This is a genomic window from Frigoribacterium sp. ME-P-080 (assembly GCF_030209595.1).
In the GTDB taxonomy this organism is placed as follows: Bacteria; Actinomycetota; Actinomycetes; order Actinomycetales; family Microbacteriaceae; genus Frigoribacterium.
On the sequence record NZ_JARVRR010000003.1, the window covers coordinates 560,125 to 585,138 of the forward strand.

Here is a 25,014-nt window from a genome sequence, read left to right on the forward strand (position 1 = left end):
ACTCCGTCGCAGCACCGGCCCGGAGTTGCCGACACCGAGACCGGTGGCGAACTCGATGTCCACTCCGACCCAGACGCCCGCCTGCCCACCCCCTCGCCAGCAGCACGCGTCGCATCCCAGGTCAGCAAATCCTGATTCCTGTCGCGGCCGTGCCCATCCCACGCGGATCCCGCCATCCAGCCACAGCACCAGCCCGGAATTGCCGACACCGGCACCGACACCGACACCGACACCGAAGTCGAACCCGAACCCGCGAGGGCCCGCTCCGTCGTCCGACAGCGGACCGACGGCCCCGTCAGAGCACCGTGTACCCGGCGGCGAGCGCCGAGCGACCCGTCAGGGCCGTCAGGAGGCGCGGCGCGTCAGCCCACGGAGCATCGGCCACGAGGGCCCCGAGCACCACCAGCGCCTGACGACCCGCGACCTCGGGCGCCTGCCCGTCGAGCCCGGCGGCCGCCCTGAGGTCGCCCGTGTGCACCACGAGCTCGACGACGCGCGTCGGGAGGTACGCCTCGAGCCGCCATTCGCCGACCGGCGTCTCCACCCGCGCGTCCGCGGTCCGTGCAGCCACCACGCCGGTCACCCGTCGCACGACGGCGTCGATGCTCTCGGGCAGGTGGGCGCCGAGGTCCCGTCCTGCCTGCCGCCCCCGCTCGGCGACCTCGTCCGGGTCGGCACGCCCGCACCGGACCGCCCGGTAGTAGTCGACGGTCCGGTGGCCGGAATCCGACGACCCGGGCCGCAGGTACTGCTCGACCGTGAGCAGGGCCCGCGACGTGTGGCCGACGAGGTCGCGGTGGTTCCACTCGCCGAGGGCCGGGGCGTCCCAGAGGGCCGGCGGCCGGTCCAGCTCGTGCACCGTCTCGGCGAACCATCGCGCCGCCGCCCCGAACGCGTCGCGGACCGTCTCGAAGCTCTCATCCATGGGGTGAGCCTAGATCCGGCCGTGACCTGCGTCTCGAGGTGTCCACCCGTCCGTCACCATGCCCTAGCCTCGCCATCGTGGGGAAACGTCAGATCTACGTCGAGACCGTGATCGACGCCGACCTGGACCGGGTCTGGGCCGCCACCCAGGACCCCGCCCAGCACGTCCGCTGGGACGTCCGCTTCTCGAGCATCACCCCCGGGCCGCCGGGCGCCGACGGGTCGACCCCGTTCCGCTACGTCCGCCGCACGCCCGTCCACACCGTCCGGGGCACGGGCGTCAGCATCGGCGAGCGCCACGGCCGGGACGGTTCGCGCACGTCCGCCCTGCGCTTCGCGACCGACGACGTCCTCTCGCCGATCCGGGCCGGTCGCGGGTACTGGCGCTACGTCCCCACCGCCGACGGACGGACGCGCTTCGTGACCGGCTACGACTACGACCCGGGTTGGGGCCCGCTCGACCTGGTCGTGCGTCCGCTGCTCGGTTGGGCGACGGCGTACAGCTTCGACCGCCTGCGCCTCTGGCTCGAGACCGGCCGCGAACCCGAGCGGTGGCCGCTCGCCTGCGCTCTCGCGTTCTGGCGTCCGGACCGCCCCCGCGCCTCCCGCACCCTGCGTGCGCCCGCCGGCGGCACGCGCGCGGGCGACCACCTGAAGGAGGCGCCGGTCACCCTGGCCGCGCTGCCCGACCCCGCGAGGCGGTCACCCCGATGACGTCGATCTTCGAGCAGGCCCTCGGCAAGGACTTCACGCGTCTGCACCCGATGATGCAGCGACGTTTCGGCGTCGGTCTCGACTCGGGCGAGGCCTGCGTGGGCCGGGGGGTCATGTCGTCGATCCGGCGGGGCCCGTGGTGGACGGTCCCGTTCTTGCAGATCGGGCGGTTGCGCAACATCCTGGTGCCCGACGTCGGCCACGACGTGCCCTTCGTCATCGAGAACTATCCGTACCGCGACGCACTCGGACGCGAGACGGTCACCTTCGTCCGCTCGTACTCGGTGCCGCGCCGCCGCGCGGGACGTCGGCCGGTCCGATTCGACGCGACGATGGTGCTCGACCGGGGGCGGGTGCTCGACTACCTCGGCACGCACCAGCACCTCGCGGTCGACCTCGACCTGTCTGTCGACGACCGCGGCGGCCTCGTGCTGCGATCCGGGGCGCAGCGCTTCCACGAGGGCCCCGTCTCGTTCCGCTTCCCGATGCTGTTCAGCGGTCGGGCCGAGTTGCACGAGTGGTGGTCCGACGACGACGAGTCGTTCCACGTCGACCTCGAGGTGCACAACCACCGCCTGGGGTTCCTCTTCGGCTACCGCGGCGCCTTCACCTGCGAGTGGGTCGCCGCCTCCGATGCGCCCGCCCGGCTCAAGCCGCGACGCACCGAGGCGCGTCTCTAGGCCCGGAAGTGGAGCGTGCGTCCCGTCCCCCTGTCGGCAAGTCCTGGCTCCCGTCACGCCCGCACCCGTCCCACGCCGATCCACGCCCCCCGCCGCAGCACCAGCCAGGAATTGCCGACACCGCCACCGCCAGCACCACTGACCCAGGAACCGGCACCGGCACCGGCACCGGCCCCAGCGTCAGACCCCGTCGGCAAGTCCTGGCTCCCGTCACGGCCGCACCCGTCCCACGCCGATCCCGACACCCCACCGCAGCACCAGCCAGGAATTGCCGACACCGCGACAGCAACACCGGCACGGCACCGGACCCGGCATCGGCATCGGCATCGGCATCGGCATCGGCATCGGCATCGGCATCGGCATCAAACCCTGTCGGCAAGTCCTGGCTCCCGTCACGCCCGCACCCGTCCCGCGCCGATCCTCGCACCCCATCGCAGCACCAGCCAGGAATTGCCGACACCGCGACACGGGCACCCGCCACGGCACCGGACCCAGCGCCGAACCCCGTCGGCAAGTCCTGGCTTCCGTCACGCCCGCACCCGTCCGGGGCCGATCCACGCACCCCACCGCAGCACCAGCCAGGAAATGCCGACACCGCGACACCTCGACACCGGCACGGCGTCGGCGTCGGCACCGGCACCGGCGTCGGACGCGGGCGTCGGCGTCGTCGGCCACCGGGAGGGGCGGGTCGAGTCCCGGCGGAGGAACGACCCGGCCGGTCACATCAGCAGGCGAGGGAGGGCCGTGTACGCGACGACGAACAGGATCGACAGGGCCACCACCGACCCCGCCGTGACGACGGGCACCCACGTCGGGACGGACGACCGGGTCCGCATGGTGCCCCAGGCGAGGAAGCCCGCGCCGAGGACCAGTTGGAGCACCCAGTAGATCGCGCCCGGTCCCTGGTCGAGGACGACGAGCCCGTAGAGCCCCTCCCCCACGAGCACCGTCGAGAGCGGCACGACCGCAAGGGTGCGCCGGGTCGGCGACGAGGCGCGGAGGAGTGCGGCGCTGACGCCGATCACCGGGCCCACGAGGAGACCGAGGATCGTGAAGACGTTCTGGAACGGCTCATCGTAAGGGAAGCCGCGCCATCCCGACACGATCCGGTAGCCCTCGACCAGCAGCACGAACGCCACGGCACCCAGGACGGCCGACAGGGCTGGACGGGCCCGCACGGTCAGGACCAGCGCGAAGACGAGGATCGACCAGCCACCGGACGAGTTCGCGAAACCACCGAGCCATTCGGGCAGGACGCCCTGTGCCGGGCTCGTCAGTCCTCCGAGCACCAGTGCTCCGGCCGCCACCGCGGCGACCCGACCGGCGCCGTGGACGATCGTCGCGGCCCGGCCCCCCTGCCGTCGGGCGGTCGGCGGGGCGGGGCGGTCGAGTCGGGTCCCGGTCATGGCAGCTCTCCTTCGAGGAGGTGCCAGCGTACGAACGCCCGGCGTCGGCACGCGTCCTCCGCGGGTCGCAGGCCGTGCGGCTCGAGGATGACCTCGCCCTCGAGACGTCCGTGGACGTCGGGCCGTCGGACCGTCGGCCGCGGAAGGACGATCCCCATCCGCCCGGCCGCGATGCCGGCCGGACCCGCGTGCCGCCGTGCCCGCGTGCCGGCCGAGCCAGCGTGCCGTCAGAAGGTGGCCAGGGCGCTCACCCTCATCTGCTGCACCCGGGCGTTCGCACACGCCTCGAAGCTCGACCCCGAGGCGGGGACGAAGATCGACTCGAGCGAGCCGGGCGGGTAGACGCGGAACCCGTCGGTCGCCTGCGGGCGGCACTCGGACGCGTCGTAGTTCCCCGTCTGGGCGATCTGCACGATCGTCTGCACCTCGGCACCGGGGGCGAGCGCGTGGGCCTCGTGCGGCGTCGAGCGGTCGAGCGCGGCCGAGGCGCCGATCTGGGTGCCGTTCCCGTCCCCGACGAACGAGACGCCGGGCCAGCCCTGGAGGGTGCAGGAGCGCTGACCGCCGTTGGTCAGGATGATCGCGACGCCGTAGCTGCCGGCCGCACCCCCGCCTCCGTCGGCGATCTCGGCGGTGAGTTCGCCCACCGTGCACCGCGAGGACGCGTCGCCCGGGGCGCCGTCGCCCAGGTCGCCACCGCCGCCGGACGCCCCGTCGGGACCCGGCGTCGCCGTGGGAGAGGAGGCGCTGGTCGGCGAGTCGGTCGCCGACGAGCCGGTCGTCGGTGAGGCCGTGACGGTCACGGTGGGGGCCGCCGTCGTCTCGGGGCCGCCCGGGGCCGAACAGCCCGAGAGCACGACGGCGAAGGACGCCACGACGACCGCGGCGGGGACGAGGGAACGGAACGGACGCTTCATGCCTCCACAGAAGCACGCTCGGTCGGGTTCTTGCACACTCTGCACTTTTACCCGCTCGTTCCCCCGTCTCCGCCGGGACGACGAAGGGCCCGGCATCCGCGGATGCCGGGCCCTTCGTGGTGCCGACCGGGGTCGGCGGGACGATCAGTTCTTGCCGAGGTCGTCCTTGGCCTTCTCGGTCTCGAGACGCTCGTCGCCCATGTGCTGGTCCTTGTGACCCTGCTTCGTGAGCTCTTCGTCGTCCGTGCGCTTGCCGACGGCCTCTTCGGCCTTGCCGGCGGCCTTCTGGACGAAATCTTTTGCCTTGTCACCAACGGACATGACGTACCTCCTGGTTGTCGGTCGACCGGACTGACCCGGTACACCCGTGACGGTAGGCCGGGTGTCCGCGGGCCGCCGGGGTTCACAGGCTGTTCCAGGTTCGTACCCGGACCGGGACCCGACCGATCGGTCTCGACCCGGTCCACGCCGTCGCCTAGGATCGTCGCCGAGGGGGCACCATGGCACGACACACACCGGGGGCGGGCGACGACGAGGGAGTCACGCCCGGTCACGAACCCTTCGCGCCCCCCGCGGCCGACACCGACGACGACGCCGACACGGTCGACGCGTCGGACGCTGCCGGACCTCGACTCGTCGCCTGGTCGCACCCCGGCACCGCGGGTTCGGCCACCACCGTCGGCGCCGCCAGCGCTGCCTCGGCCGACCCGGTCGGCGCGACCGACGACGACGACGAGGACGGCGAACCCGCCCCCCGGTCCCGCCGCCGCCGCCTCGCCGTCATCGGCGGCGTCGTCGCCGCCGCGGCCCTCGTCGCCGTGGCCGTGAGCGCGGTCCTGTTCACGAACGGCTCCGCCCCGCTCGCGGCCGGGGCACCGACCGGGTCCGCGAGCCCGACCACGATCGCCCGCACCTCGACACCCACCCCGAGTGCCTCCCCGTCGCCGATGCCGACCGCCCCCGCCACGCCCTCGCCCCGGGCGGCCACCCCGCCGCCCGAGGACGCTGCAGTGCCGGCGCCGTTCATCACCCCGGTGCCCGCGGGCACGGTCGTCGCCGAGTCCGACGTGGCGTCCCCCAAGGGCAGCATCCACTTCCACTACCGGGTGGTCGCCACCGGCGACGGCACCTACACGACCGACGTGACCGACTTCACCTCGAGCCTGCCCGTCCCGGTGGGGGTGTCGTTCTACCAGGTCGCTCCGTCCGTCGGCGACGGCATCACGTTCGGAGGCGACGGGGGTTCCGAGATCGGGGGGCCCACCGCGACCCCGGCATCGGCGTCCTGGAGCTTCGGAGCGGTCACCCAGCCGTCGTACCTCTCGACCCTCGTCGTCCACTCGACCAGCACCTCCCCGGACGTCCCCGTCGAGATCTCGGCCGGGAAGGTGCTCGCCGTCGCCCCGGTCGCCTGGTCGGTGCCGCCGCGTGGGACGAACATCGCCCCGGTCGACTCGGGTGCGGTGGCCTTCGCCACGGGAGCGCTCGAGGCGACCACGGCGTCCGGTTCGCCCAAGCGGTACACCGTCGCGCCCGACGACCTCATCGACGCCGTCGCCCGGCGCTTCGGCATCTCGGTCTCGGCGCTCCTCTACATGAACCAGGGCCTCCAGGTCATCGACGACGCGCAGCACCTGTTCGCGGGCACGACGCTCGTCCTCGACCCCGACAGCGTCTGAGCCGGGACGTCCCGCACGACGACGCCTAGGGTCGGGGTGGTGCCCCGCCTCCCCGTGCTCGTCCGTCACGCCGTGTGGTGGGTGCAGGACTACGCCTACGCCGCCGTCTGGCAGGTGAGGGCCGTCACGAGTCCGCGCGACCCGGAGCGCTACCTCGGCGGCACCGGTCGGCCCGTGCTCGTCGTCCCCGGCGTGTGGGAGACCTGGGCCTTCCTCCGACCGATGATCGAACGCCTGCACGCCGAGGGCCACCCCGTGCACGTGCTCGACGACCTGCGGTGGAACAGCCGCCCGGTCGAGGCCACCGCCCGCGACGTCGCCGCCTACCTGCTCGCACACGGACTCACCGACGTGGTGATCGTCGCCCACAGCAAGGGCGGCCTGATCGGCAAGTACGTCATGGCGCTGCTCGACGAGACCCGCCGCGTGCGGTCGATGGTCGCCGTCTGCTCGCCGTTCTCGGGGTCGCGCTACGCCACCTGGCTGGTGCTGCCCGCCCTCCGGGCCTTCTCCCCCCGCGACGCGACGACGATGCGGCTCGCACGGGACGAGTCGGTCAACGGCCGCATCACCTCGGTCTTCGGCGAGTTCGACCCCCACATCCCCGAGGGCAGCGAACTGCCCGGCGCCGTCAACGTGCGCCTCCACGCGGGCGGGCACTTCCGGGTGCTGGCCCACCCCCGGACGATCGCCACCGTCCTCGCCGCCGCCGGCGAGCCCGTCGAGCGGGTCAGGCCGGAGTGAGCAGGTCGTGCGCCAGCACGTCGGCGACGGCCAGCACCTTGTAGCCCTCGCTCTCGAAGAACACCGTCATGCGGTCGGCGTCCGTGCTCATCACGGTGCCCTCGCCCCAGGTCGCGTGCACGACGCGCGCGTCGGGCGCGAACGCAGGAGGCGCGGTGTCGGTGACGTCGTCCTCCTCGCCTCCGCGCGCCTCCCGGGGGTCGCCCGCCCTCTCGGCGGCCCGGCAGCCGTCGCAGTTGCCGCACCGCTCGGGCGAGTCCTCGCCGAAGTAGCCGAGCAGGAAGTGCCGACGGCAGTCGGGCGCCTCGGCGAAGGTGCGCATCATCTCGATGCGCGAGCGCTCGACCCGGTCGCGGGTCTCGGCGACCCCGCGCGCCGCCTCGGCGGCACTCGGGGCGTCGAAGCCGTCGACCGGCTCGAACCCCTTCGACGACTCGGACAGGGCACCGCCCTCGAGCAGCAGGTCGATGAGGCGCGAGACCGTGCGCGCGCCGAGGGCCAGCTGGTCCGACACCTCCGACCGCCGGACGGGCCGACCCGCCGCCGAGAGCGCGGTGAAGACGCCCCGCAGGTCCGCGCGCCCGGGGAGGCCGGAGGCGAAGAACGAGCGCAGCGAGAGGTCTTCGGGGCGGTAGTGGAGGGTCGCGGTGGCGGGGTCGCCGTCGCGCCCGGCCCGGCCGATCTCCTGGTAGTACGAGTCGAGCGAGTCGGGCACGTCGGCGTGCACGACGAACCGGACGTCGGGCTTGTCGATCCCCATGCCGAACGCGCTCGTGGCCACCACCACGTCGACCTCTCCGGCATGGAACCGCTCGTGCAGTTCGCCCCGCTCGGCCGAGCGCTGGCCGCCGTGGTATCCCACGACGGTGCGGTCGGGGCAGCGCTCGGCGATCGCGGCGGCGTAGTGCTCGGTCGCCTTGCGGGTGGCGACGTAGACGATGCCCGGCGTCGTCGAGGCGGCCACCTGCTCGACCACGGCGCGGGCCTTCTCGTCGTCGTCCTCATGCCGCACGACCTCGAGGGAGAGGGTGGGCCGGTCGAAGCCGTGGCTCAGCACGAGCGGGTCGTCGAGACGGAGGCGTTCGACGATCTCGTCCCGCACCGGGCCCGACCCGGTCGCCGTGAGCGCCAGCACGGTGGGTCCCCCGAGACGCTCGACGACCTCGCCGAGGTGCAGGTAGTCGGGCCGGAAGTCGTGCCCCCACGACGAGACGCAGTGCGCCTCGTCGACGACGAAGAGGGCGACCCCGGCGTCGCCCAGGCGGTCGACGGTCTCGTCCCGGGCGAGCTGCTCGGGGGCGAGGAAGACGTACGTGACCTCTCCGGCGGCGAGGCGCTCCCAGCCCTCGTCGTTCTCGGCGTCGGTGTGGCCCGAGTTGATCGCGACGGCGGGCGGGGCGTCGGGGCGTCCGACGAGTCCCGCGACCTGGTCCGCCTGCAACGCGATCAACGGCGAGACGACGACCGTGGGCCCGTCGAGCACGGCACCGGCCACCTGGTAGATCGCCGATTTGCCGAATCCCGTGGGCATGACCGCGAGGGTGTCCCGGCCGGCGACCACCGCCTCCAGGGCCTCGAGCTGGGCGGGGTGCAGGTCGGTCCAACCGAAGAGGTCGGCCGCGGCACGGGTGATGTCGTCGGTGCGGGGGGTGCTCGTGCGGGCGGTGCTCGTGCGGGTGCGTGCGGGGCGCGTCGTCGTGCTCATGTGGTCCTCGTTCCGGTGGGGCAGAGGTCCATCCCAGGCACGTGCGGGGCGACACGCGCAGGGCTGCCAGGCGATGCCCGGCCCTGCGTACCCCACCCGCCGCGGGTCGCGCATGCTACCCCTCGGTGGGCCCGCCGCGCCGGCCGTCGCGCCTCCCGTCGCGCCGCCCGTCGCACCTCCCGCGGACCGGCCCCGCGCCGCACGTCACGGGCGGAGGCGCGGGTCCAGCCGTCGCGGACCCCGTGGGCGTAGCGTCCGGTGCATGAGCGACGAGAAGCAGACCGAACCCGTCATGGACGGGGCCACCGAGGCGACCGACCACGAGAAGCTGAGCGGCCTGATCGAACAGGTCGAGGCCGACCACGGCGACGAGGGCGCGGCCTCGATGGCCGACCACCTCCGCGACCGCATGGACGAGACCGCGCAGGCCGACGAGAGCCCGGCGGACGCCGAGGAGTGAGTCCCCGGGGCTCCACCGCGAGGTGGAGCCCGCAGGCCCCGGTCGTGACCTAGCGTCGAGGGATGTACTCCAACGGCTTCTCCCTCGTCGGTGTCCTCTACCCCGTCTTCTTCGTGGTGGTGTTCGCCTTGGCCGTCACGCTGGCCGTGCTCCTGATCAGGACCCTGCTCTGGGTGATCCGGGCACTGGCGGCCTACACGCGAGAACGAGAACTCCGCATCGACCTGCTGCTCGCCGGTGACGACGACCCGGCAGGCCCGCCGGCACCCGGCGGTCCCGCGATCTGACGACCAGGAGGCGCGGGTTCAGTTCCCGACGCCCGCGACGACCTCGCGGACGAGGTCGGCCACCAGCCCGGGCCGTTCGAGTCCCGGCAGATGGGCGACGCCCGGCAGCACCCGACCCGGTCCCTGCCCGAGACGTCGAGCCGTCTCGGCGTAGAACGGCTCGTCGGCGGGGATGTCGAGCGCGCCCCAGGTCGCGAGGACCGGCGTCGCGACCTCGCCGAGGCGGCTCCACGTGTCGAGCCCGGCGTCTCCGGCCCCGTCCGGTGCGGCGACCTCGAGGATGCGGGCGTTCATCCGCTCGAAGAGTTCGCGGGGGGCACCCGTGACTCGGCCGCTCCGCGCCGCAGGACCGTCGAGCCAGAGATGGGCCAGCAGACGGACCTGCGCCTCGACGTCGCCGCTGCCGGACGCCTCGTCGAGGGCCTCCATCAGCGGGCCCGACGCCGGGTCGGGGGTCCAGTCGAACGGGGTGTCGTCGTCCGTCATGCCGCTGACCGCGGCACCGATCAGCAGCACGCCCGCCACGCGCTCGGGTGCGGTCACGGCCAGGTCGAGGGCGAGCGCACCACCCATCGAGTTGCCGACGACGAACGCCCGCCCGACGCCCAGCCGGTCGAGCAGCTCGACGAGGTCGGCCAGGTGCGTGGCGTCGCCGTCGGCCGCGGAGGCCGGGCTCTCGCCGAACCCCCGGCGGTCGTGGGCCACCAGGTCGAGCCCGTCGGCCGCGAGTTCGTCGGCGACGCCCGTCCAGCTCCGGCGGTCGGCGACGCCGGCGTGCAACAGCACCACGGTCGGGCCGTCGCCCCGCCACCGGGTGGCCGCCAGGGCGGCACCGTCCGACAGGGTCACGTCCGCGCGTTCGCCGCTCATGTCGGCCACGGTAGCGCTCCGCCGTGCCCTTGCCCAGACCCGCGTGCCGCCGCTCGGACGACCTGACGGCCCGACGGCCCGGACGGCCCGACGGTCTGGACCCGGACCGTCTAGACCCGCTGCTGGCGCGGCACGACGACCCGCTCGAAGACGACCACTCCGGCCGTCGCGATCGGGATCGCCACGAGGGCACCGAGGACGCCGCCGAGCGCCCCTCCCCCGAAGGCCGCCACGATGACGAGGGCGCCGGGCACCGCCACGGCCTTGGACATCACCCGTGGGGTCAGCACGTAGGCCTCGACCTGGGCGTAGACGAGCAGCACGATGCCGACGACGATCGCGGTGACCGGCGAGACGGTGATCGTGGCGGCGATGATGATCGCGTAGGCCACGACCGTGCCGACCACCGGGATCAGTGCGCCCAGGAACGCGAGGGTCGCGAAGAGCACCGGCACCGGTCCGCCGGCGATCGTCAGCACGATGAAGACGAACACGGCGTTGACGGCGGCGAGCGCCACCTGCCCGGCGACGTAGCGGCCGACCGACAGGAAGATCTCGTCCGAGATGCTCATGACGTTCTCGCGGTGGCTGCGGGGCACGGCGCGACTGAGCGAGCGCAGCATCTGCGGGAGGGTGATCGCGAAGTAGAGGGTGAGGATCGCGACCACGATCACCGCGGTGATGGCGTTGGTGATCCCCTGGCCGACGGCGAGCAGGCCTCCGCCGAGGGCGAGCAACTGGTCGGGGTCGAGCAGGTACGAGGTGACGGCGCCGACCGCGTCGTCGACGTCGACGTCGAACCCGACGGTCTCGACGGCCTGCTGCACCCAGGGCTGGCGCGAGAGCTCCTGCAGGGCGGCGGGGGCCGTCTGCACGACGTGCCCGATCTGCTCGATCAGCGCGGGCACGACGGCCGCGACGATGCCCACGACGACCCCGACGACCAGCACGACGGCGACGACGACGCCGACCCAGCGCGGGGCGCCGGCGCGCGCGAGGCGTCGGACGACCGGTTCGAAGGCGAGCGCGAGGAAGAACGCGAGGCCGATGTAGACGAGGATCGTCGACAGGGCCATGAGGGCGACGATGATGCCGACGCCGAGCCCTCCGCCGAGGGTCGCGATGAGGCCGAACCGGAAGGCGCCGGGGCGCTGCATCGGGCTGGGGGGTGTGGCGGTCTGCGTGGCCGTACCGGCCGATCGACGCACGAGACGGGCGCGGGGTGACGAGGGCATCCGACCATCCTGACCTGCTCGAGCCGATCGAGGCCACGCCGACCCCGGTCGGCCGGGGTCCGAGTCGCACGATCACTCCATCGGCAGGGAGCTCCTCCGCCCGGTCACGTGCGAAGGCCCGCCCCGACTCTCGTCGGGACGGGCCTGTCTGCGTCCGTCGGGACGCGGGCCCGAGGGGTCAGGCCCCCTGCACGTTCTCCTTCGACTGCTGGGCGCTGTCCTTCACGTCGCCCGCGGCGCTCGAGGCGTCGTCCTTCACGGTCGAGGCGGCGTCCTGCGCCGTGCCCTTGACCGAGGCGAACGCCTCCTGGGCGGGCTCCTTCAGGTTCGACGCCACGTCCTGCGCCGCACCCTTCACCGAGTCGAGTGCCGGGCCCGCTGCGTCCTTGGCGTCGGAGACGAGCTCCTTCTCCTTGTCCGAGGCGGGGATCAGCGACGACACGAGCCAGCCGGCTCCGAAGGCGATGAGGCCGACGGCGAGCGGGTTGCCCTTCGCCTTGCGCACGGCCGCCGACGAGGCGTCCGAGACGCTGCCCGCGGCGTCGTGACCGGCACCCGATGTCGACGAGGCCGCATCGTGCGCCGCACCCATGACCGACTCCTTGACGCCCGAGAAGCGGCTCTTCACCTTCTCGGTCTGACGATGCGCGATGCTCGACGGGTTCACCTTGTCGGCGAGCGCGTCGACGTCGTTGCCGAGTCCGGCGCGCGTGCGCTCGATCTCGGCGCGGATCTCGTCGGGCGTGCGGCTGCTGCCGTTCTGGTCGGTGGTGCTCATGCGGTGCCTCCAGGCGTGACGGTCTCGGGGATCTTCTTGAGGGAGTCGACCGTCTTCGGTGCCCCCTTGATGCTCTTCAGTTCTTTCCTCCCGCGCAGGAACAGCACGAGGGCGACGATCGCGTAGACGACCGCGATGATCAGCGACGACCAGCCGAGGCCGATCAGCACGCCGAGGCCCCACATGGCGGCCAGCGAGACGAACAGCAGGGCGAAGAGGCCGGTGAGGCCCGCTCCGCCGAACATGCCCGCACCCTTGCCGGCTTTCTTGGCCGACTCCGTGAGCTCGGCCTTGGCCAGCTCGACCTCTTGGCGGAAGAGGGTCGAGATGTCACCGGTCACGCCGGAGAGCAGGTCGCCGAGCGACGTGGTCGCGGCCTTCTCCTCCGGGGCGGGAGGCGTCGCCACGGGCTCGCGGAACGGGTCGCTCACGCGCGCGTCCCCGAGGTGCCGGGCCACGTCGTGGGCACGCTGGAGTCGGGCGTCGACGAGCCGACGCCGGGGACGTCGCCCTCGGTGACGACGTCGTACTCACCGGCCACGGGGCCGACGTCACCGACGAGACGGCTCGGCGCGGTGGCGGACGCAGGAGGCGCTGGCCGGCTCGCCGCACCTCCGGCGTCTCCGGTCGTGGCGGCGTGCTCGTCCCCGGCCTCGGCCGTCAGCGACTTGACGACGCGTCCGGCGAGCAGGCCGGAGACCGCGGCGATGGCGATGAACGTGCCGGGCTTGCGCGCCGCATACGACTTCACGTCGTCGAGCAGGCTGCCCGGGTCGCGACCCTCGAGCCAGCCGGCGACGCCGTGGGCGCGACCGGACAGGTTGCGGACCAGCTCGCCCGCGATGCCGCTGTCGGCGGAGTCGGCCATCGAGCCGAGCTGGTCGCCGACCTGGCGGAGGCCGGCCGCGGCCTTCTCCTGCTGGGCGCCGGCCTGCTCCTTGAGCTCGCCCGTCGCCTGGCCGAAGAGCTGCTTGGCCTGGCCGCCGGCCTCGGAAGCGACCTTGGAGACCTGCTCCTTGGCACTGCCGGCGACGTCGGAGGCTGCGGACTTCGCGTCGTGCGCGACCCCGGCCGCCTCGTCCTTCGCGGCGCCGGCCTTGGCCTTCGCGGTGTCGGCGGCGCCGGTGCCGGAATCGGCGCCGGTGCCGGTGCCGGTGCCGGTGCCGTCGTGCCCGAGGTGCTCCTCGACGACCGGGGCCGCGGTCGCGCTGAAGTCGCTCGCCGTCGCGTCGGGGTCGGTGATGTCGGCGTACGCGCCGACCTGGTCGCCCAGGTCGGTCACGGCGTCGTCGCGGCGCAGGTGGTCGTGCCCGGAGGCGGCGCCGCGAAGCGGCTGCCCCTCGGAGGTGGTGTCGTAGACCGGGGTGGACGGGTCTCCGTCGTAGCGTTCGTCGTCGCTCATGTCGTGCCTCTCGGATCGTCGGCGACCGTCCGGGTGACGGTCGTGATCGGGGTAGGACCTGTCGCTCTGTCCCTCTCCCGGGGGGCGGTGACCGCACATGGTGAAAACGCGACGGGGGGTTGACACGGGCCGGCCGGAAGGGTCGTGATCGGGACGGATCGTGTCGGGGAAACGCGACATGCCGCCCACGTTCGCACGTGAGCGGCATGTCGTGACCTGTCGGGGCCGGAGCCCGGGCGACTAGCTGTCCTTGCCGTCCGAGACCTCGCTGTCGTCGCTCTGCTCGGAGTCGTCGACGAGGCCCTGCTTCGACCCGTCGGCCAGGTCTTCGGTGTACTTCTTGTCGTCTTCGGTCATGTCGGTCGAACCGTCGGGGATGCCGTTGTCGTTGGTCATGCCCGCACCATACTCGCCGGCCCGCCGACCGGGCCGTCAGTGGAACTGGGGGACGATCAGCCACAGTCCGACGAGCACGGCAGCGATCCCCACGGCGAAGCACAGCCCGCCGGCGACCGTGGCGCCCAGCGGTCTCGACCGCGACGGTCCCCCGCTCGGGACGGCGGCACCGGCCCCGCCGTCGGACTCGACGGCGCCGTCCGCGAACAGACGGACCCCCGTCGCGAACGCGGTGACGATGACGGCGGTTGCGGCGAGCGCGGTCGCGAAGACCACGACGAAGGCGCCCCAGTCGACTCCCAAGAACATGGTCACTCCCCTCGTCCGCGGCTCGCGCCGACCCGTTCGGCGGCCGGCGCCTCGTCGCTGTCGTTGACGGTCTCGTGGGTCACCGGGTGCCGTCGGGCGAGGAGGGCGAAGGCGAGCCCACCGGCCAGGGCGAGCACCGCGACCACCACCAGGCCCGCCGTGCTCGAACTGGCCAGCCAGGCCGAGAGCCCTCCGACCAGCGCGGCGGCCGGCAGGGTCACCACCCAGGCCGAGGCGATCCTGCCGACGACGCCCCAGTGCACCGTGGCGAGCTTCTTGCCCAGCCCTGCCCCGACGATGGACCCCGACGTCACCTGGGTCGTCGACAGGGCGAACCCGAGGTGGGACGAGATCAGGATGGTCGCGGCCGAGCTCGTCTCGGCCGCGAACCCCTGCGGGGCCTGGACGTCGGTGATGCGCTTGCCCACGGTGCGCATGATGCGCCAGCCCCCGAGGTAGGTGCCGAGCGCGATGGCGAGGCCACAGGCGAGGACCACCCAGAGCTGCGGGGCGCTGCCGGCACCCTGGTAGCCGGCGGCGATCAGGGTCAGCGTGATGACGCCCATCGTCTTCTGGGCGTCGTTCGTGCCGTGGGCGAGCGAGACCAGGGAGGCGCTGATCGTCTGCCCGTGCCGGAAGCCGGCGGTGGACCCCCGCAGGGTGGCCTGCCGCGTGATCCGGTAGGCCACGTAGGTGGCGACGAGGGCGACCACGCCCGCCACGACGGGCGAGATCAGGGCCGGCAGGACGACCTTCGACAGGACCACGCCGAAGTCGACGGCCCCCACGCCGGCACCGATGACCGCGGCCCCGATCAGGCCGCCGAAGAGGGCGTGCGACGAGCTGGACGGCAGCCCGAGGTACCAGGTGGCGAGGTTCCAGATGACGGCTCCCACGAGACCGGCGAAGATCATGACCGGTGTCACCTGCACCCCGCCGTCTCCCTCGCGGATGATGCCGTTCGAGACGGTGCTCGCGACCTCGGTCGAGAGGAACGCACCCACCAGGTTGAGGACGGCCGAGATGAGGACGGCGACCTTCGGCTTGAGGGCACCGGTGGCGACCGAGGTGGCCATGGCGTTGGCCGTGTCGTGGAAGCCGTTCGTGAAGTCGAAGACCAGCGCGATCACGACCACGAGCACCACGGTGACGAACACGTCCATCGGTACCGCCCTCCGGGACCCTCGCCGGTCACCGACCGATGACCGCGGCACGATGGCCCCGGTGCGACGCTAGGCCTCGTGGACGCGCTCGAAGATGAACGCCGAAGGAATCTTGCACATCATGCAAATGGACCGGAGGGCTCGGTGCCCACCACCGTCGGGACCGGCCGTTCCGCTAGGCGCAGCCCCGCGAGGCGCGTACGGTGGGCGTAGGCAGCCCCAGCTCCCGGTCGCCGTCCTCCCGCACCTCGGGAGGTGGTCCGACCGGAGGCACCGAGCACCCCGACCCGACGGACCCCATGGCACGCACCACCCTCCCCGAGACCGCACCCGAGCAACTGACCGAGTGGCCGTCGCTCGACAGCGACGACCACTTCACGGACGATCCCGCCCTCTAAGGAGCGATCCCCCACGGGGCATCCCGCGCCTCCTCGGCGTCAGGCCGCCGTGCGTGACCGACGCGAGCGGGCCAGGACGAACGGCAACTGCGTCTCGTCGACGACGGGCACCCCGTAACGGAGGGCCTTGCGGACCTTGCCCGATGCGCAGGCGACGTCCGCGGCGACGACCAGCGACGTCTCGGTCGTGACCGCCGGCCAGACGACCAACCCGGCACGTTCGAGCGTCCGCACGAGGGCGTCCCTCTCCTGGCTGAGCGATCCGGTCAGCGCGACGTGTGCGCCGGGTGCCAGCGGACCGACGTCGGGCCGGGCCAGGGACGGCGTGCGGGGTTCCGGTGCCGCTCCGAGGGACTCGTCGAGCCCCTCGATGACCTCGAACTCGTCGAGCTCGTCGTCCTCCGCCGGACGGGGCGCGCGCTCGAGCACGGACGGCACGAGAGCCGCGTCGCGCCGGTGCGGGGCGATGCCGAGCATCTCGGCGACCGCGTCCACCTGCCGCCGTTCGTCGTCCGAGAGCACGTCGTGCGCCCAGACGGTCGAGACGAGGGAGGCGAAGTAGCGGTCGTGCACGAGCGCACGGGACAGGTCGTCGAGGTCGAGCTCGGCGGCGAGGGTCGCGAGGTTCCCGGCCTCGTCCCTCGAGAGGTAGCCGTCGGACAGTGCCTTGTCGAGCATCGCCGCGTACTGGTCCTGACGACGGTCGAGGCCGAGCTGGGGCAGCAGCTCGGTCGCCCGCTCGAGGAAGCGCGGCTCGGTGGGCGCCGGCTCGACGGACAGGCCGTAGACGTCGCGATCGAGGTCGAGGTCGACGGGACCCGCGAGGTGCGTGCCGCCCGCGGGGCTCGCCGGGGGCACCGCCGCCGGAGCCGTGGGCCCCACGGCGCCGGACGCCGAGAGGACGGCGGAGGGGGCGGGCGCGAGGTCGCGCACCCGGGCGACACGGCGCCGGGCCCGCCAGGCCGCGCGGCCGGGGACGTGGCCTCCGTCGTCGGCGCCACCCGCGCCTCCTGCGTACCGGGGGTGCGGCGTGGACCGCGGGGTCTCGGCCGTCGGCCACTGCTGCAGGGCGGCGTAGCGGCCCCAGTCCTGCCACCAGGCCGACTGGGCGTCACCCATGCGCAGGTAGGCGGACAGCAGCTGGGCGGTCGCCGCCGCGTCGCCGAGCGACTCGTGGGCGACGGAGAGGTCGACGTCGATGGCCGCGCAGCAGTCGGCGAGCGTGCGGCCGGCGCCGGGCAGGTACGTGGGGGCGAGCTTCATCGTGCAGAGTGCGCCCGACCCGTCGGTCCCGAGCGGCGACACCAACCCGAGGCGCGCGAACTCGGCGGCCAGGAACTGCGCCTCGAAGCGGGCGTTGTGCGCGACGACGACGCGTCCGCGCAGGCGGTCGCAGAGGTCGTCGACGACGTGCTCGAACCGGGGTGCCCCGCGGACGTCCGCGCTGCGGAGCCCGTGGACGTGGATGGGCCCGAGGTCCCGCGAGGGGTCGACGACGGTCTCGAACGACGCCTCGACCTCACCGTGGACGTCGAGGTGCACGATGCCGATCTCGATCACCCGATGGTGTCGCCCGGGCCAGAGACCCGTCGTCTCGACGTCGATGACCGCGTAGCCGCCGTGAACCATGTCATCCCTTTCGTCGGGGCGAGCCTGGCAGGTTGCCCGATGGGCATCCAGCCCGCAATCGGGTGACACCCGTCGTGGGGCGGTGGGGGGACGCGGGGTCAGGAGGCGCGGCTCGGTGCTTCCCGTCGGTCCCGTCGTCCGCCACGATGGGGGCATGACCGCCGCCCCCGTCTCCGTCACCGCCGCGACCGCCTCCGTCACGGCCCCGACCGCGTCCGTCACGGCCGTCTGCCGGGTGTCGGCCCTGCTGCCCGACTCGGGCACGATCGGCGTGACCGCCATCGACAAGCGCCCCGTGGACGGGCCCGTCCACGTGCGCCCCCTCGGCCTCCGTGCCGACGTGCAGGCTGACCGCAAGCACCACGGCGGGATCGACCAGGCGGTGTACGCCTTCGCCGACGAGGACGCCGCCCACTTCGCCGAGCTGCTCGGCCGCGAGGTGGTGCCGGGGCTGTTCGGCGAGAACCTGCGGACGTCCGGGGTCGACGTCACCGGCGCGGTGATCGGCGAACGCTGGGCCGTGGGCGGCACCCTCGTGCTCGAGGTCACGAAGCCTCGCGTCCCGTGCGGCACGTTCGCCCGCCGACTCGGCGAGGCCATGTGGGTCAAGCGGTTCTACGCCGAGGGTCGCCCCGGCACCTACCTGCGGGTGGTGAAGGCGGGGCCCGTCCAGGCGGGTGACGGCGTCACGGTGCTGTTACGACCGTCGCACGGGGTGACGATCGGCGAGGCCTTCACGGGGCTCCGGCCCGACCGGGCCGAGGCCCTCCTCGCAGCCGTCGTCGGACCCGACCGCCTGAGGCTCACCGACGAGGTCCGGGGCTTCGCCGAGAAGGCCCTGCGAGGGCGCGTCCCCGCCTGAGCGCCGGCACGCACGCTCCACTAGCCTCGACCGAGAGGGCCCGGACGGGGCCCGCGCCAGAGGAGGCACCCATGTTCGAAGCCGAGAACATCCGCGACTGGATCGGCATGCCGGTCGTCGACCCCGACGGCGACAAGGTCGGCTCGCTCGAGAGCATCTACTTCGACACCGCTGCCGACCAGCCCGCCTTCGCCACCGTGACCGCCGGACTGCTCGGCCGCTCGCGCCTGGTCTTCGTGCCGCTGCAGGGTGCCGTCGTCGCCCCCAAGCACCTCAAGGTGCAGTTCGCGAAGAAGCTCGTCAAGGACGCCCCGTCGATCGAGACCGACGGCGAGCTCGAGGCAGCCCGCGAGCCCGCCGTGTTCGAGCACTACGGCCTCGTGTACCAGACCGGCGCGGCCGGCGAACGCCGCCTCGGCCGCCGCTGACCGCCGCCGCTCCCGACCGCGAAGGGCCCCGCCGCATCGGCGGGGCCCTTCGGCGTCCGCTCGGGCGATGGTGCGCGCACGAGTGCAGAACGTGCAAAAATCAGGAGGCGCGGGTCGGTGACCCGCGCCTCCTGCGTCGTGCGCCCGCCCCGACGCCGCCGCCACGTGCTCCGGCCTCGTGCCGCCTCTCCCCCTCGCCTCGCTCCCGTCGCCTCGCCCCACGCCCCCTTCGCCTCGCCTCACGCCCCCTTCGCCTCGCCTCACGGCCCGTGCCGCTGCCCGAAAGGCCACCCCATGACCCACGCCCCCGCCCCGACTGGCGCCTCGTCGCCGTCCTCCCCCGGAGCGGGCCCCGGCCAGCCCGCCGGGGTGCCGCGTCACGCCTGGTACGCCCTCGTCGCCCTGCTCCTGGGCATGTTCATCGCCCTGCTCGACACGACGATCGTCAACGTCGCCCTGCCGACGATCCGCACGACTCTCGACGCCTCGGAGTCGACCCTGTCGTGGATCATCTCGGGGTACGCCCTCGCCTTCGGCCTCGCGTTGATCCCCGCCGGGCGCATCGGCGACCGCATCGGCCACAAGTGGGTCTACTTCACGGGAGTCCTGCTCTTCACGCTGGCGTCGCTCGCCTGTGGCCTCGCCCAGGACGACACCCAGCTCGTCGTGTTCCGCGTCGTGCAGGGCCTCGCCGGCGGCATCTTCGTGCCCGCCGTCACGGCGTTCATCCAGTTGCTGTTCCCCGGTCGCTCGCGGGGCAAGGCCTTCGCCATCATGGGTGCCGTGATCGGCGTCTCGTCGGCGCTCGGTCCGATCATCGGCGGCCTGATCATCCAGGCCTTCGGCGACGAGAACGGGTGGCGTCTCGTCTTCTACGTCAACCTGCCGTTCGGCATCATCACCCTCGTCGCCGCCGCCGTCCTGCTGCCCAAGCGCGACGAGTCGGTGCCCCGTCCCGACCGCGGGCTCGACTGGATCGGCCTCGTGCTGGTCTCGGGCGCCTTCGTCGCGCTGCTCGTCCCGCTGATCCAGGGGCAGGACGAGGGCTGGCCGCTCTGGACCTACCTGACCATCGCCGCCGGCGTCGTGCTGCTCGCCCTGTTCGGCCTGTGGGAGGTCGCGTACACGAAGCGCGGCAAGACCCCCCTCGTCCCGCCGAAGCTGTTCGCGCACCCGTCGTTCACCGGTGGCGTCGTGCTCGCGCTGGTCTACTTCGCGGCCTTCACCAGCATCTTCTTCACGATCTCGCTGCTCTGGCAGTCGGGGCTCGGCCACAGCGCGTTGGCCTCGGGCGCCGTGGCGATCCCGTTCGCGGTGGGCAGCATCATCAGCTCGTCGCAGAGCAACCGCATCGCCGCCCGGCTCGGTCGCGGCGTGCTGATCCTCGGCACGGCCCTCGTCACCATCGGCCTCACCTGGATGTGGCTCGTGCTCGTCACGGTCGACGCCTCCGATCTGACCAACTGGATGCTGCTGGTCCCGCTGCTGCTAGCCGGCCTCGGCAACGGCTTCTTCATCGCGCCGAACGTCCAGTTCATCGTCGCGACGGTCGACCGGCAGGACGCCGGCTCGGCCAGCGCCGTCATCTCGGCGATCCAGCGCATCGGGTCGGCCGTGGGCATCGCGATCATCGGCAGCGTGCTCTTCGGCACGCTGACCATCTCGGGCCGCACGCCGGCCGACGTCGCCACCGGCTTCACCGACGCGGCGGCCCACGCCATGCTCGTCAGCGCGATCTTCGCCCTGGCCTCGTTCGTGCTCGTGTTCGCCCTGCCGCGTCGCGTCCCGCAGCAGCGCGGATAGCGCCGTCCGGGCGCCGCCACGCGCGGGTGGGGCCGGGATGCGAACCCGGCCCCCTCGTTCGGGCGGCACCAAGGAAGGTGAGGCACACTGCAACGATGCCCTCAGCCCTGCCGACCACAGAGCCGACCGTCCGCCCGGTCTCGACGACCCGTCGAGACCGGGTGCTGCCGCTCGACGGCCTGCGCACGCTGGCCATCGCCCTCGTCGTGCTCTACCACCTGCACGTGCCGGGCTTCGGCAGCGGTTTCGTGGGCGTCAACGTCTTCTTCGTGCTGTCGGGCTACCTGATCACCACGTTGCTGCTGCGCGAGCACGCGTCGACGGGACGCATCCGGCTCGGCCGGTTCTGGGTCCGCCGCCTGCTGCGGCTCTACCCGACGCTGCTCGCCGTCGTCGTGGTGGGCGTCTCGCTGTGGTGGCTCGTGGGCGACTACCAGGGCTCGACCCTCGGCCCGATCGGTGCCGCCCTGATCGCCCTCACCTACACCGGCAACGTCGCCCGGGCGTTCTTCGACACCTCGCAGGGCGTCTTCGCGCCGATGTGGAGCCTGTCGATGGAAGAGCAGTTCTACCTCGTCTGGCCGCCGGTGCTGGTGCTGCTGCTCGCCGTCGCGGTCAGGCGCAAGGCCCTGGTCGCCGGCCTCTCGGTGGTCGTGGTCGCCTCGGCCGTCGCCACCTGGTTCCTCTACGACCGCCCGTCAGGCGGTGCGACCCCCGACATCTACTTCAGCCCCGTCCTCAACGTGGCCCCCCTGCTGATGGGCTGCGTGCTCGCGGTCGTCCTGCGGTCCGACCGCGTGCGGGCAGCCCTCGCCGGCCGCTGGGGAGCCCTCGCCACCTGGCTCGGGTTCGCCGGGGTCGTGGGGTCGCTCTTCGTCATCGGATCGGGGTGGCAGCAGAGCGTCCTCACCTTCGCGGTCGCGTTGCCCGCCGTGGGCCTGGCCTCGATGCTCCTGATCGGTGGTCTCGTCACGGCGTCGTCCCCCGTCGCCTGGGTGCTGTCCCTGGCACCGGTCGCCTGGTTCGGACGGGCCGTCTCGTACCCGCTCTACCTCTGGCACGTCGTCTTCATCGCCCTCGTCGAACCGTACGTGCAGGGTGCGCTCGGCATCGTCCTCGTGCTCGCGGCGGCGATCGGCACGTCCGTTCTCTCGCACCACTTCGTGGAGAAACCGGCCCTCGCGCTGAAGGGCCGTTTCGAGCCCCGGGAGCCTCGCCGCGCCTCCTCGACCGTCTCACGCGACCGCGAGCTCACGAACGCCTGACGCCCAGCGCCGGTCGGCGGGCGCCTGACGCCGGGCGGACCGGGGTCAGAGCCAGCCACGCTCGCGCGCGACCCGGGCGGCGGTGTGCCGCGACGAACTGCCGGTCTTCTGCATCGCCGACGACAGGTAGTTGCGCACCGTGCCGGACGCGAGGTGCAGCCGGGCGCTGATCTCGCGCACCGAGAAGCCGTCGGTCGTCAGTCGCAACGTGTCGAGCTCGCGCTCGGTCAGCGGGCAGTCGTCCATCATCGCCGAGGCCGAGATGTCGGCGTCGATGTAGCGGCGGCCGTCGTGCACCTGCACGATCACCCGTTCGAGCTCGTCGGGGTCGACCGACTTCGGCAGGAACCCCCGCACCCCGGCACGGAGGGCACGACGGAGCACGCCGGGGCGGCCGTGACGGGTCAGCAGCACGACCGCCTGCTCGGGTCGTCGACCCAGGATCGCGATCGCCGCGTCGATGCCGTCCATGCCGGGCATCTCGAGGTCGAGCAGCACGACGTCGGGCTCGTGCAGCGCGGCGAGGGCCACGGCCTCGGCACCGTCGGCGGCCTGGGCGACGACGGTGATCGTGTCGCTCAGGTCGAGCAGGGCGGCGATCGATCGACGCAGCAGGGTCTCGTCGTCGGCGAGCAGCACGCGGATCATGCGGATCTCGTGCCGGTCGACGCCCCCGGGGCCGCCGCGGGGGCCGCCCCGGCCCGTGTCGCCGTCGGCCGGGATGCTCCGCCGGCTCCCGTCGCCGTCGCCCTCGCCTCGACCCGGAACCGGCCGTTCTCGAGCCGGGTGGTCACCGTGCCGCCGACCGCGGCGAACCTCTCGCCGAGACGGGCGAGGCCGCTGAGTCCGCGCAGGGGCTCGGGGGCACCGTCGTTGACGACCTCGACCGACTCGGGGCCGAGCACGATGGAGACCCGCTCCGCCTGGGCGTGACGCAGCACGTTCGTGGTGGCCTCACGCACGACGTGGCCGAAGAGGTCGTCAGCAGGGTGACCGACGGGAGGGACGCCCGTGACCTCGAGCTCGATGCCCGCCGCCCGGATCAATTCGGCCGAGTTGGCCAGTTCGCCGGCGAGCGTGAGCGTGCGTTCGCCGTAGGCCAGCCGACGGGTCTCGGCGATGGTCTGCACGATCAGCTGCTCGGCCTCGCGGAGGTGCCGTCGCGCGGCGGCGGGGTCGCGGTCCAGGGTCTTGTCGGCCAACTGCAGCTGCAGGCGACCGACGTGCAGGGCCTGCCCTTGGATGTCGTGCAGGTCGACCGAGAACCGGTACCGCTCGCGCATCACGGCGAGCTCGGACTGGGTCTCGCGGGCCGCGTCGATCTCGAGGTACAGGTCGAACCCGTACCGGTTCAGCCGACAGATCCCGTAGAGCGACAGCAGGCCGATCACGACCACCGTCGACAGCCCCACGAGCGGTGCGGCCGCGTCGACCTCGACGACCACCACGGGCACGAGCCCCGCGACCACGGCGGCGACGACCCATCGCCAGGAGGCGGACGGGGGCGTCGTCGCCAGGTACCCGACGGTGAGGCCGAAGGGGAAGAGCAGCAGGGCGTTGTGCCCGCCGAGCGGGACCGCCAGCCAGACGAGGTACGAGACGACGAGACCGGCGACGGCCAACGGCACGGGTGGGCGGCGTTCCCAGAAGAACGAGTGGGCCGTGACGAGAGCCCCCGCGGCGCCGGAGGCCGCCACCAACCACCAGGAGGTGCCCTCGGCCACCAGCGTCACGACCAGGACGAGGGTGGTGAAGAGCGCGAGCGCCACGAACGACCACGTGACGTACCGCCGCATGCGCGCGAGCGGGGGCAGGTGGCCGCCCGGTCGAGGACGCACGGCCAGCGGGAGGTGGGGCATGCGACCACGCTAACGGAGGCCGCCGACGCACGGAGGTGCCCGATGTCACGGCCGAGCATGACCGATGTCACACGGCACGGGTGGCACGCCGGCACTACCCGTCGTCCGCCCGGCACGAGATCGTCGAGGTCATGACGAACTCCACCGACACCACGCCCCGACCGGCCGTCGCGCCCGGCTCCGCCGAGCGCGGCGACGCCGTCATCTCGACGCACGGCCTCCGCTGTTCGTACGGCTCGTTCACCGCCGTCGACGGCCTCGACCTGACCGTCCACCGCGGCGAGCTGTACGCGCTCCTCGGCACGAACGGTGCCGGCAAGACCACCACGCTCGAGGTGCTCGAAGGGCATCGCACGGCCGACGCGGGCCGGGTCGAGGTGCTCGGCGGCGATCCGACCGACCGGGGGCGCATCCGACCGCGCATCGGCACGATGTTGCAGGACTCGGGCCTCGCCCCCGAGCTCACCGTGCGCGAGAGCGTCCAGCTGTCGGGCGCCGTCTCGGGTCGCGACGACGACGTCGACCGCGTGCTCGGCCTCGTCGGCGTCGACCACGAGGCCTCGGCCCGGGTCGCACGGCTCTCGGGCGGCGAGCGGCGGCGGGTCGACTTCGCCGCGGCCGTCTGGGGCACGCCCGAGCTGGTCTTCCTCGACGAACCCACCACGGGGCTCGACCCCGCGGCACGGGACGCGCTCTGGGCCGTGGTCGCCGGACTCCGGGAGGCGGGGGTCACCTTCGTCCTGACCACCCACTACCTCGAGGAAGCCGCCGAGAACGCCGACCGCATCGGTCTGATGCACCGCGGGCGCATCCGTCGCGAAGGGACCGTCGCCGACCTCACCGCCGGCAGCACGACCTCCATCCGCTTCGTCGCCCCCGGCCCGCTGGACGGCCTCCCGCTGCAGGTCGCCCGGACCGAGAACGACCTCGTCGTGATCGAGACCGACGACGCCCAGCGCGACCTCGGGGCGTTGCTCGGCTGGGCGACCGACGCCGATCGCCCGTTGGCCCGTCTCACGGTGCACGAGTCGGGACTCGACGACGTGTTCCGCGACCTCGGCCGCGCCTCCTGACCGTCGACCGTCGCCGACTCCGCTCCCC

General features: G+C 73.1%; 27 protein-coding genes. 11 read left to right on the forward strand and 16 right to left on the reverse strand.

Annotation, left to right across the window (positions count from 1 at the left end; genetic code table 11):
* Nucleotides 1–295: 295 nt before the first annotated feature.
* Entirely contained in the window at nucleotides 296–925 is a 630-nt protein-coding gene (locus tag QRN23_RS07775) for a maleylpyruvate isomerase N-terminal domain-containing protein (RefSeq protein ID WP_285063112.1), read from the reverse strand.
* 77 nt (nucleotides 926–1,002) lie between these two features.
* Here QRN23_RS07775 and QRN23_RS07780 point away from each other — a divergent pair, with 77 nt between their 5' ends.
* Together QRN23_RS07780 and QRN23_RS07785 are read left to right on the forward strand one after the other, a co-directional pair.
* The gene (locus QRN23_RS07780) at nucleotides 1,003–1,638 is read left to right on the forward strand and encodes an SRPBCC family protein (RefSeq protein ID WP_285063114.1); all 636 of its coding nucleotides are present in this window, start codon (nucleotides 1,003–1,005) and stop codon (nucleotides 1,636–1,638) included.
* Nucleotides 1,635–2,318 (forward strand): DUF4166 domain-containing protein, encoded by a 684-nt coding sequence (locus QRN23_RS07785; protein ID WP_285063116.1) that lies wholly within the window; start codon nucleotides 1,635–1,637, stop codon nucleotides 2,316–2,318. Before QRN23_RS07780 ends, QRN23_RS07785 begins: the two co-directional genes overlap by 4 nt.
* 719 nt (nucleotides 2,319–3,037) lie before the next feature.
* Here the strand turns inward: QRN23_RS07785 and QRN23_RS07790 are convergent.
* The 3 genes from QRN23_RS07790 to QRN23_RS07800 all read right to left on the reverse strand — a co-directional run bounded on the left by QRN23_RS07790 (nucleotide 3,038) and on the right by QRN23_RS07800 (nucleotide 4,962).
* Nucleotides 3,038–3,724: a DUF6518 family protein gene (locus QRN23_RS07790; RefSeq protein ID WP_285063117.1), complete on the reverse strand. Its 687-nt coding sequence runs from the start codon at nucleotides 3,722–3,724 to the stop codon at nucleotides 3,038–3,040.
* Between the two features lie 227 nt (nucleotides 3,725–3,951).
* On the reverse strand, nucleotides 3,952–4,641 hold the full coding sequence (locus QRN23_RS07795) for a DUF4232 domain-containing protein (protein ID WP_285063118.1): 690 nt from the start codon (nucleotides 4,639–4,641) through the stop codon (nucleotides 3,952–3,954).
* A gap of 144 nt (nucleotides 4,642–4,785) precedes the next feature.
* Nucleotides 4,786–4,962, reverse strand: a complete 177-nt coding sequence (locus tag QRN23_RS07800; RefSeq protein ID WP_192124401.1) for a CsbD family protein — start codon at nucleotides 4,960–4,962, stop codon at nucleotides 4,786–4,788.
* 179 nt (nucleotides 4,963–5,141) lie between these two features.
* Here QRN23_RS07800 and QRN23_RS07805 point away from each other — a divergent pair, with 179 nt between their 5' ends.
* The gene (locus tag QRN23_RS07805) at nucleotides 5,142–6,320 is read left to right on the forward strand and encodes a LysM peptidoglycan-binding domain-containing protein (protein ID WP_285063119.1); all 1,179 of its coding nucleotides are present in this window, start codon (nucleotides 5,142–5,144) and stop codon (nucleotides 6,318–6,320) included.
* A 39-nt stretch (nucleotides 6,321–6,359) separates the two neighbouring features.
* Entirely contained in the window at nucleotides 6,360–7,064 is a 705-nt protein-coding gene (locus QRN23_RS07810; RefSeq protein WP_285063120.1) for an alpha/beta fold hydrolase, read from the forward strand.
* On the opposite strand, the gene QRN23_RS07815 is transcribed toward QRN23_RS07810, so the two are convergent.
* Nucleotides 7,051–8,769 (reverse strand): RecQ family ATP-dependent DNA helicase, encoded by a 1,719-nt coding sequence (locus tag QRN23_RS07815; protein ID WP_285063121.1) that lies wholly within the window; start codon nucleotides 8,767–8,769, stop codon nucleotides 7,051–7,053. The genes QRN23_RS07810 and QRN23_RS07815 overlap by 14 nt on opposite strands.
* A 262-nt stretch (nucleotides 8,770–9,031) precedes the next feature.
* Here QRN23_RS07815 and QRN23_RS07820 point away from each other — a divergent pair, with 262 nt between their 5' ends.
* Nucleotides 9,032–9,229, forward strand: coding sequence for a hypothetical protein (locus QRN23_RS07820; RefSeq protein ID WP_054146271.1), 198 nt, complete (start codon nucleotides 9,032–9,034; stop codon nucleotides 9,227–9,229).
* Between the two features lie 62 nt (nucleotides 9,230–9,291).
* Nucleotides 9,292–9,516: a hypothetical protein gene (locus tag QRN23_RS07825; protein WP_173151588.1), complete on the forward strand. Its 225-nt coding sequence runs from the start codon at nucleotides 9,292–9,294 to the stop codon at nucleotides 9,514–9,516.
* Between the two features lie 18 nt (nucleotides 9,517–9,534).
* Here the strand turns inward: QRN23_RS07825 and QRN23_RS07830 are convergent, their stop codons facing one another.
* The 9 genes from QRN23_RS07830 to QRN23_RS07870 all read right to left on the reverse strand — a co-directional run bounded on the left by QRN23_RS07830 (nucleotide 9,535) and on the right by QRN23_RS07870 (nucleotide 17,696).
* A complete protein-coding gene (locus QRN23_RS07830; RefSeq protein ID WP_285063124.1) occupies nucleotides 9,535–10,386 on the reverse strand; it encodes an alpha/beta fold hydrolase in 852 nt (283 codons plus the stop codon).
* A 110-nt stretch (nucleotides 10,387–10,496) separates the two neighbouring features.
* Nucleotides 10,497–11,621, reverse strand: coding sequence for an AI-2E family transporter (locus QRN23_RS07835; protein WP_123570632.1), 1,125 nt, complete (start codon nucleotides 11,619–11,621; stop codon nucleotides 10,497–10,499).
* A 178-nt stretch (nucleotides 11,622–11,799) separates the two neighbouring features.
* Entirely contained in the window at nucleotides 11,800–12,399 is a 600-nt protein-coding gene (locus QRN23_RS07840; protein WP_056046817.1) for a DUF3618 domain-containing protein, read from the reverse strand.
* Complete coding sequence (locus tag QRN23_RS07845) at nucleotides 12,396–12,830, reverse strand: phage holin family protein (RefSeq protein ID WP_233568373.1); 435 nt, start codon at nucleotides 12,828–12,830, stop codon at nucleotides 12,396–12,398. Before QRN23_RS07845 ends, QRN23_RS07840 begins: the two co-directional genes overlap by 4 nt.
* A complete protein-coding gene (locus tag QRN23_RS07850) occupies nucleotides 12,827–13,801 on the reverse strand; it encodes a hypothetical protein (RefSeq protein ID WP_285063125.1) in 975 nt (324 codons plus the stop codon). Before QRN23_RS07850 ends, QRN23_RS07845 begins: the two co-directional genes overlap by 4 nt.
* 240 nt (nucleotides 13,802–14,041) lie before the next feature.
* Entirely contained in the window at nucleotides 14,042–14,197 is a 156-nt protein-coding gene (locus QRN23_RS07855) for a hypothetical protein (RefSeq protein ID WP_157485374.1), read from the reverse strand.
* Between the two features lie 36 nt (nucleotides 14,198–14,233).
* A complete protein-coding gene (locus QRN23_RS07860) occupies nucleotides 14,234–14,506 on the reverse strand; it encodes a hypothetical protein (RefSeq protein WP_123570635.1) in 273 nt (90 codons plus the stop codon).
* A 2-nt stretch (nucleotides 14,507–14,508) separates the two neighbouring features.
* Nucleotides 14,509–15,669, reverse strand: a complete 1,161-nt coding sequence (locus QRN23_RS07865; protein ID WP_123570636.1) for an inorganic phosphate transporter — start codon at nucleotides 15,667–15,669, stop codon at nucleotides 14,509–14,511.
* 437 nt (nucleotides 15,670–16,106) lie between these two features.
* Nucleotides 16,107–17,696, reverse strand: coding sequence for an exonuclease domain-containing protein (locus tag QRN23_RS07870; protein WP_158612867.1), 1,590 nt, complete (start codon nucleotides 17,694–17,696; stop codon nucleotides 16,107–16,109).
* A gap of 154 nt (nucleotides 17,697–17,850) precedes the next feature.
* Here QRN23_RS07870 and QRN23_RS07875 point away from each other — a divergent pair, with 154 nt between their 5' ends.
* From QRN23_RS07875 to QRN23_RS07890, 4 genes are all read left to right on the forward strand, one after another.
* Entirely contained in the window at nucleotides 17,851–18,558 is a 708-nt protein-coding gene (locus QRN23_RS07875; RefSeq protein WP_285063127.1) for an MOSC domain-containing protein, read from the forward strand.
* A 71-nt stretch (nucleotides 18,559–18,629) separates the two neighbouring features.
* On the forward strand, nucleotides 18,630–18,986 hold the full coding sequence (locus tag QRN23_RS07880) for a PRC-barrel domain-containing protein (RefSeq protein WP_043596802.1): 357 nt from the start codon (nucleotides 18,630–18,632) through the stop codon (nucleotides 18,984–18,986).
* Nucleotides 18,987–19,280: 294 nt separating this feature from the next.
* Nucleotides 19,281–20,789 carry an MFS transporter gene (locus QRN23_RS07885; RefSeq protein WP_123570639.1) on the forward strand — a complete coding sequence of 503 codons (1,509 nt, stop codon included), beginning with the start codon at nucleotides 19,281–19,283 and terminating at the stop codon, nucleotides 20,787–20,789.
* Nucleotides 20,790–20,884: 95 nt separating this feature from the next.
* Nucleotides 20,885–22,054, forward strand: coding sequence for an acyltransferase family protein (locus QRN23_RS07890; protein WP_123570640.1), 1,170 nt, complete (start codon nucleotides 20,885–20,887; stop codon nucleotides 22,052–22,054).
* A gap of 45 nt (nucleotides 22,055–22,099) precedes the next feature.
* On the opposite strand, the gene QRN23_RS07895 is transcribed toward QRN23_RS07890, so the two are convergent.
* Both QRN23_RS07895 and QRN23_RS07900 read right to left on the reverse strand, forming a co-directional pair.
* The gene (locus tag QRN23_RS07895; RefSeq protein ID WP_173151602.1) at nucleotides 22,100–22,702 is read right to left on the reverse strand and encodes a response regulator transcription factor; all 603 of its coding nucleotides are present in this window, start codon (nucleotides 22,700–22,702) and stop codon (nucleotides 22,100–22,102) included.
* A complete protein-coding gene (locus tag QRN23_RS07900) occupies nucleotides 22,699–23,913 on the reverse strand; it encodes a sensor histidine kinase (protein WP_285063131.1) in 1,215 nt (404 codons plus the stop codon). Before QRN23_RS07900 ends, QRN23_RS07895 begins: the two co-directional genes overlap by 4 nt.
* A 131-nt stretch (nucleotides 23,914–24,044) precedes the next feature.
* On the opposite strand from QRN23_RS07900, the gene QRN23_RS07905 reads away from it, so the two are divergent.
* Nucleotides 24,045–24,986, forward strand: coding sequence for an ABC transporter ATP-binding protein (locus QRN23_RS07905; protein WP_285063133.1), 942 nt, complete (start codon nucleotides 24,045–24,047; stop codon nucleotides 24,984–24,986).
* The last annotated feature ends 28 nt before the right edge of the window (nucleotides 24,987–25,014 follow it).

Bases quoted from the DNA above. Each gene is read 5' to 3' on its own strand.
- QRN23_RS07815 (WP_285063121.1), bottom strand. From the start codon at position 8,769: ATGAGCACGACGACGCGCCCCGCACGCACCCGCACGAGCACCGCCCGC.
- QRN23_RS07785 (WP_285063116.1), top strand. From the start codon at position 1,635: ATGACGTCGATCTTCGAGCAGGCCCTCGGCAAGGACTTCACGCGTCTG.
- QRN23_RS07885 (WP_123570639.1), top strand. From the start codon at position 19,281: ATGACCCACGCCCCCGCCCCGACTGGCGCCTCGTCGCCGTCCTCCCCC.
- QRN23_RS07820 (WP_054146271.1), top strand. From the start codon at position 9,032: ATGAGCGACGAGAAGCAGACCGAACCCGTCATGGACGGGGCCACCGAG.
- QRN23_RS07840 (WP_056046817.1), bottom strand. From the start codon at position 12,399: ATGAGCACCACCGACCAGAACGGCAGCAGCCGCACGCCCGACGAGATC.
- QRN23_RS07875 (WP_285063127.1), top strand. From the start codon at position 17,851: ATGACCGCCGCCCCCGTCTCCGTCACCGCCGCGACCGCCTCCGTCACG.
- QRN23_RS07900 (WP_285063131.1), bottom strand. From the start codon at position 23,913: ATGCCCCACCTCCCGCTGGCCGTGCGTCCTCGACCGGGCGGCCACCTG.
- QRN23_RS07805 (WP_285063119.1), top strand. From the start codon at position 5,142: ATGGCACGACACACACCGGGGGCGGGCGACGACGAGGGAGTCACGCCC.
- QRN23_RS07860 (WP_123570635.1), bottom strand. From the start codon at position 14,506: ATGTTCTTGGGAGTCGACTGGGGCGCCTTCGTCGTGGTCTTCGCGACC.
- QRN23_RS07775 (WP_285063112.1), bottom strand. From the start codon at position 925: ATGGATGAGAGCTTCGAGACGGTCCGCGACGCGTTCGGGGCGGCGGCG.
- QRN23_RS07850 (WP_285063125.1), bottom strand. From the start codon at position 13,801: ATGAGCGACGACGAACGCTACGACGGAGACCCGTCCACCCCGGTCTAC.
- QRN23_RS07855 (WP_157485374.1), bottom strand. From the start codon at position 14,197: ATGACCAACGACAACGGCATCCCCGACGGTTCGACCGACATGACCGAA.
- QRN23_RS07880 (WP_043596802.1), top strand. From the start codon at position 18,630: ATGTTCGAAGCCGAGAACATCCGCGACTGGATCGGCATGCCGGTCGTC.
- QRN23_RS07830 (WP_285063124.1), bottom strand. From the start codon at position 10,386: ATGAGCGGCGAACGCGCGGACGTGACCCTGTCGGACGGTGCCGCCCTG.
- QRN23_RS07870 (WP_158612867.1), bottom strand. From the start codon at position 17,696: ATGGTTCACGGCGGCTACGCGGTCATCGACGTCGAGACGACGGGTCTC.
- QRN23_RS07795 (WP_285063118.1), bottom strand. From the start codon at position 4,641: ATGAAGCGTCCGTTCCGTTCCCTCGTCCCCGCCGCGGTCGTCGTGGCG.
- QRN23_RS07800 (WP_192124401.1), bottom strand. From the start codon at position 4,962: ATGTCCGTTGGTGACAAGGCAAAAGATTTCGTCCAGAAGGCCGCCGGC.
- QRN23_RS07790 (WP_285063117.1), bottom strand. From the start codon at position 3,724: ATGACCGGGACCCGACTCGACCGCCCCGCCCCGCCGACCGCCCGACGG.
- QRN23_RS07905 (WP_285063133.1), top strand. From the start codon at position 24,045: ATGACGAACTCCACCGACACCACGCCCCGACCGGCCGTCGCGCCCGGC.
- QRN23_RS07825 (WP_173151588.1), top strand. From the start codon at position 9,292: ATGTACTCCAACGGCTTCTCCCTCGTCGGTGTCCTCTACCCCGTCTTC.
- QRN23_RS07835 (WP_123570632.1), bottom strand. From the start codon at position 11,621: ATGCCCTCGTCACCCCGCGCCCGTCTCGTGCGTCGATCGGCCGGTACG.
- QRN23_RS07865 (WP_123570636.1), bottom strand. From the start codon at position 15,669: ATGGACGTGTTCGTCACCGTGGTGCTCGTGGTCGTGATCGCGCTGGTC.
- QRN23_RS07890 (WP_123570640.1), top strand. From the start codon at position 20,885: ATGCCCTCAGCCCTGCCGACCACAGAGCCGACCGTCCGCCCGGTCTCG.
- QRN23_RS07895 (WP_173151602.1), bottom strand. From the start codon at position 22,702: ATGATCCGCGTGCTGCTCGCCGACGACGAGACCCTGCTGCGTCGATCG.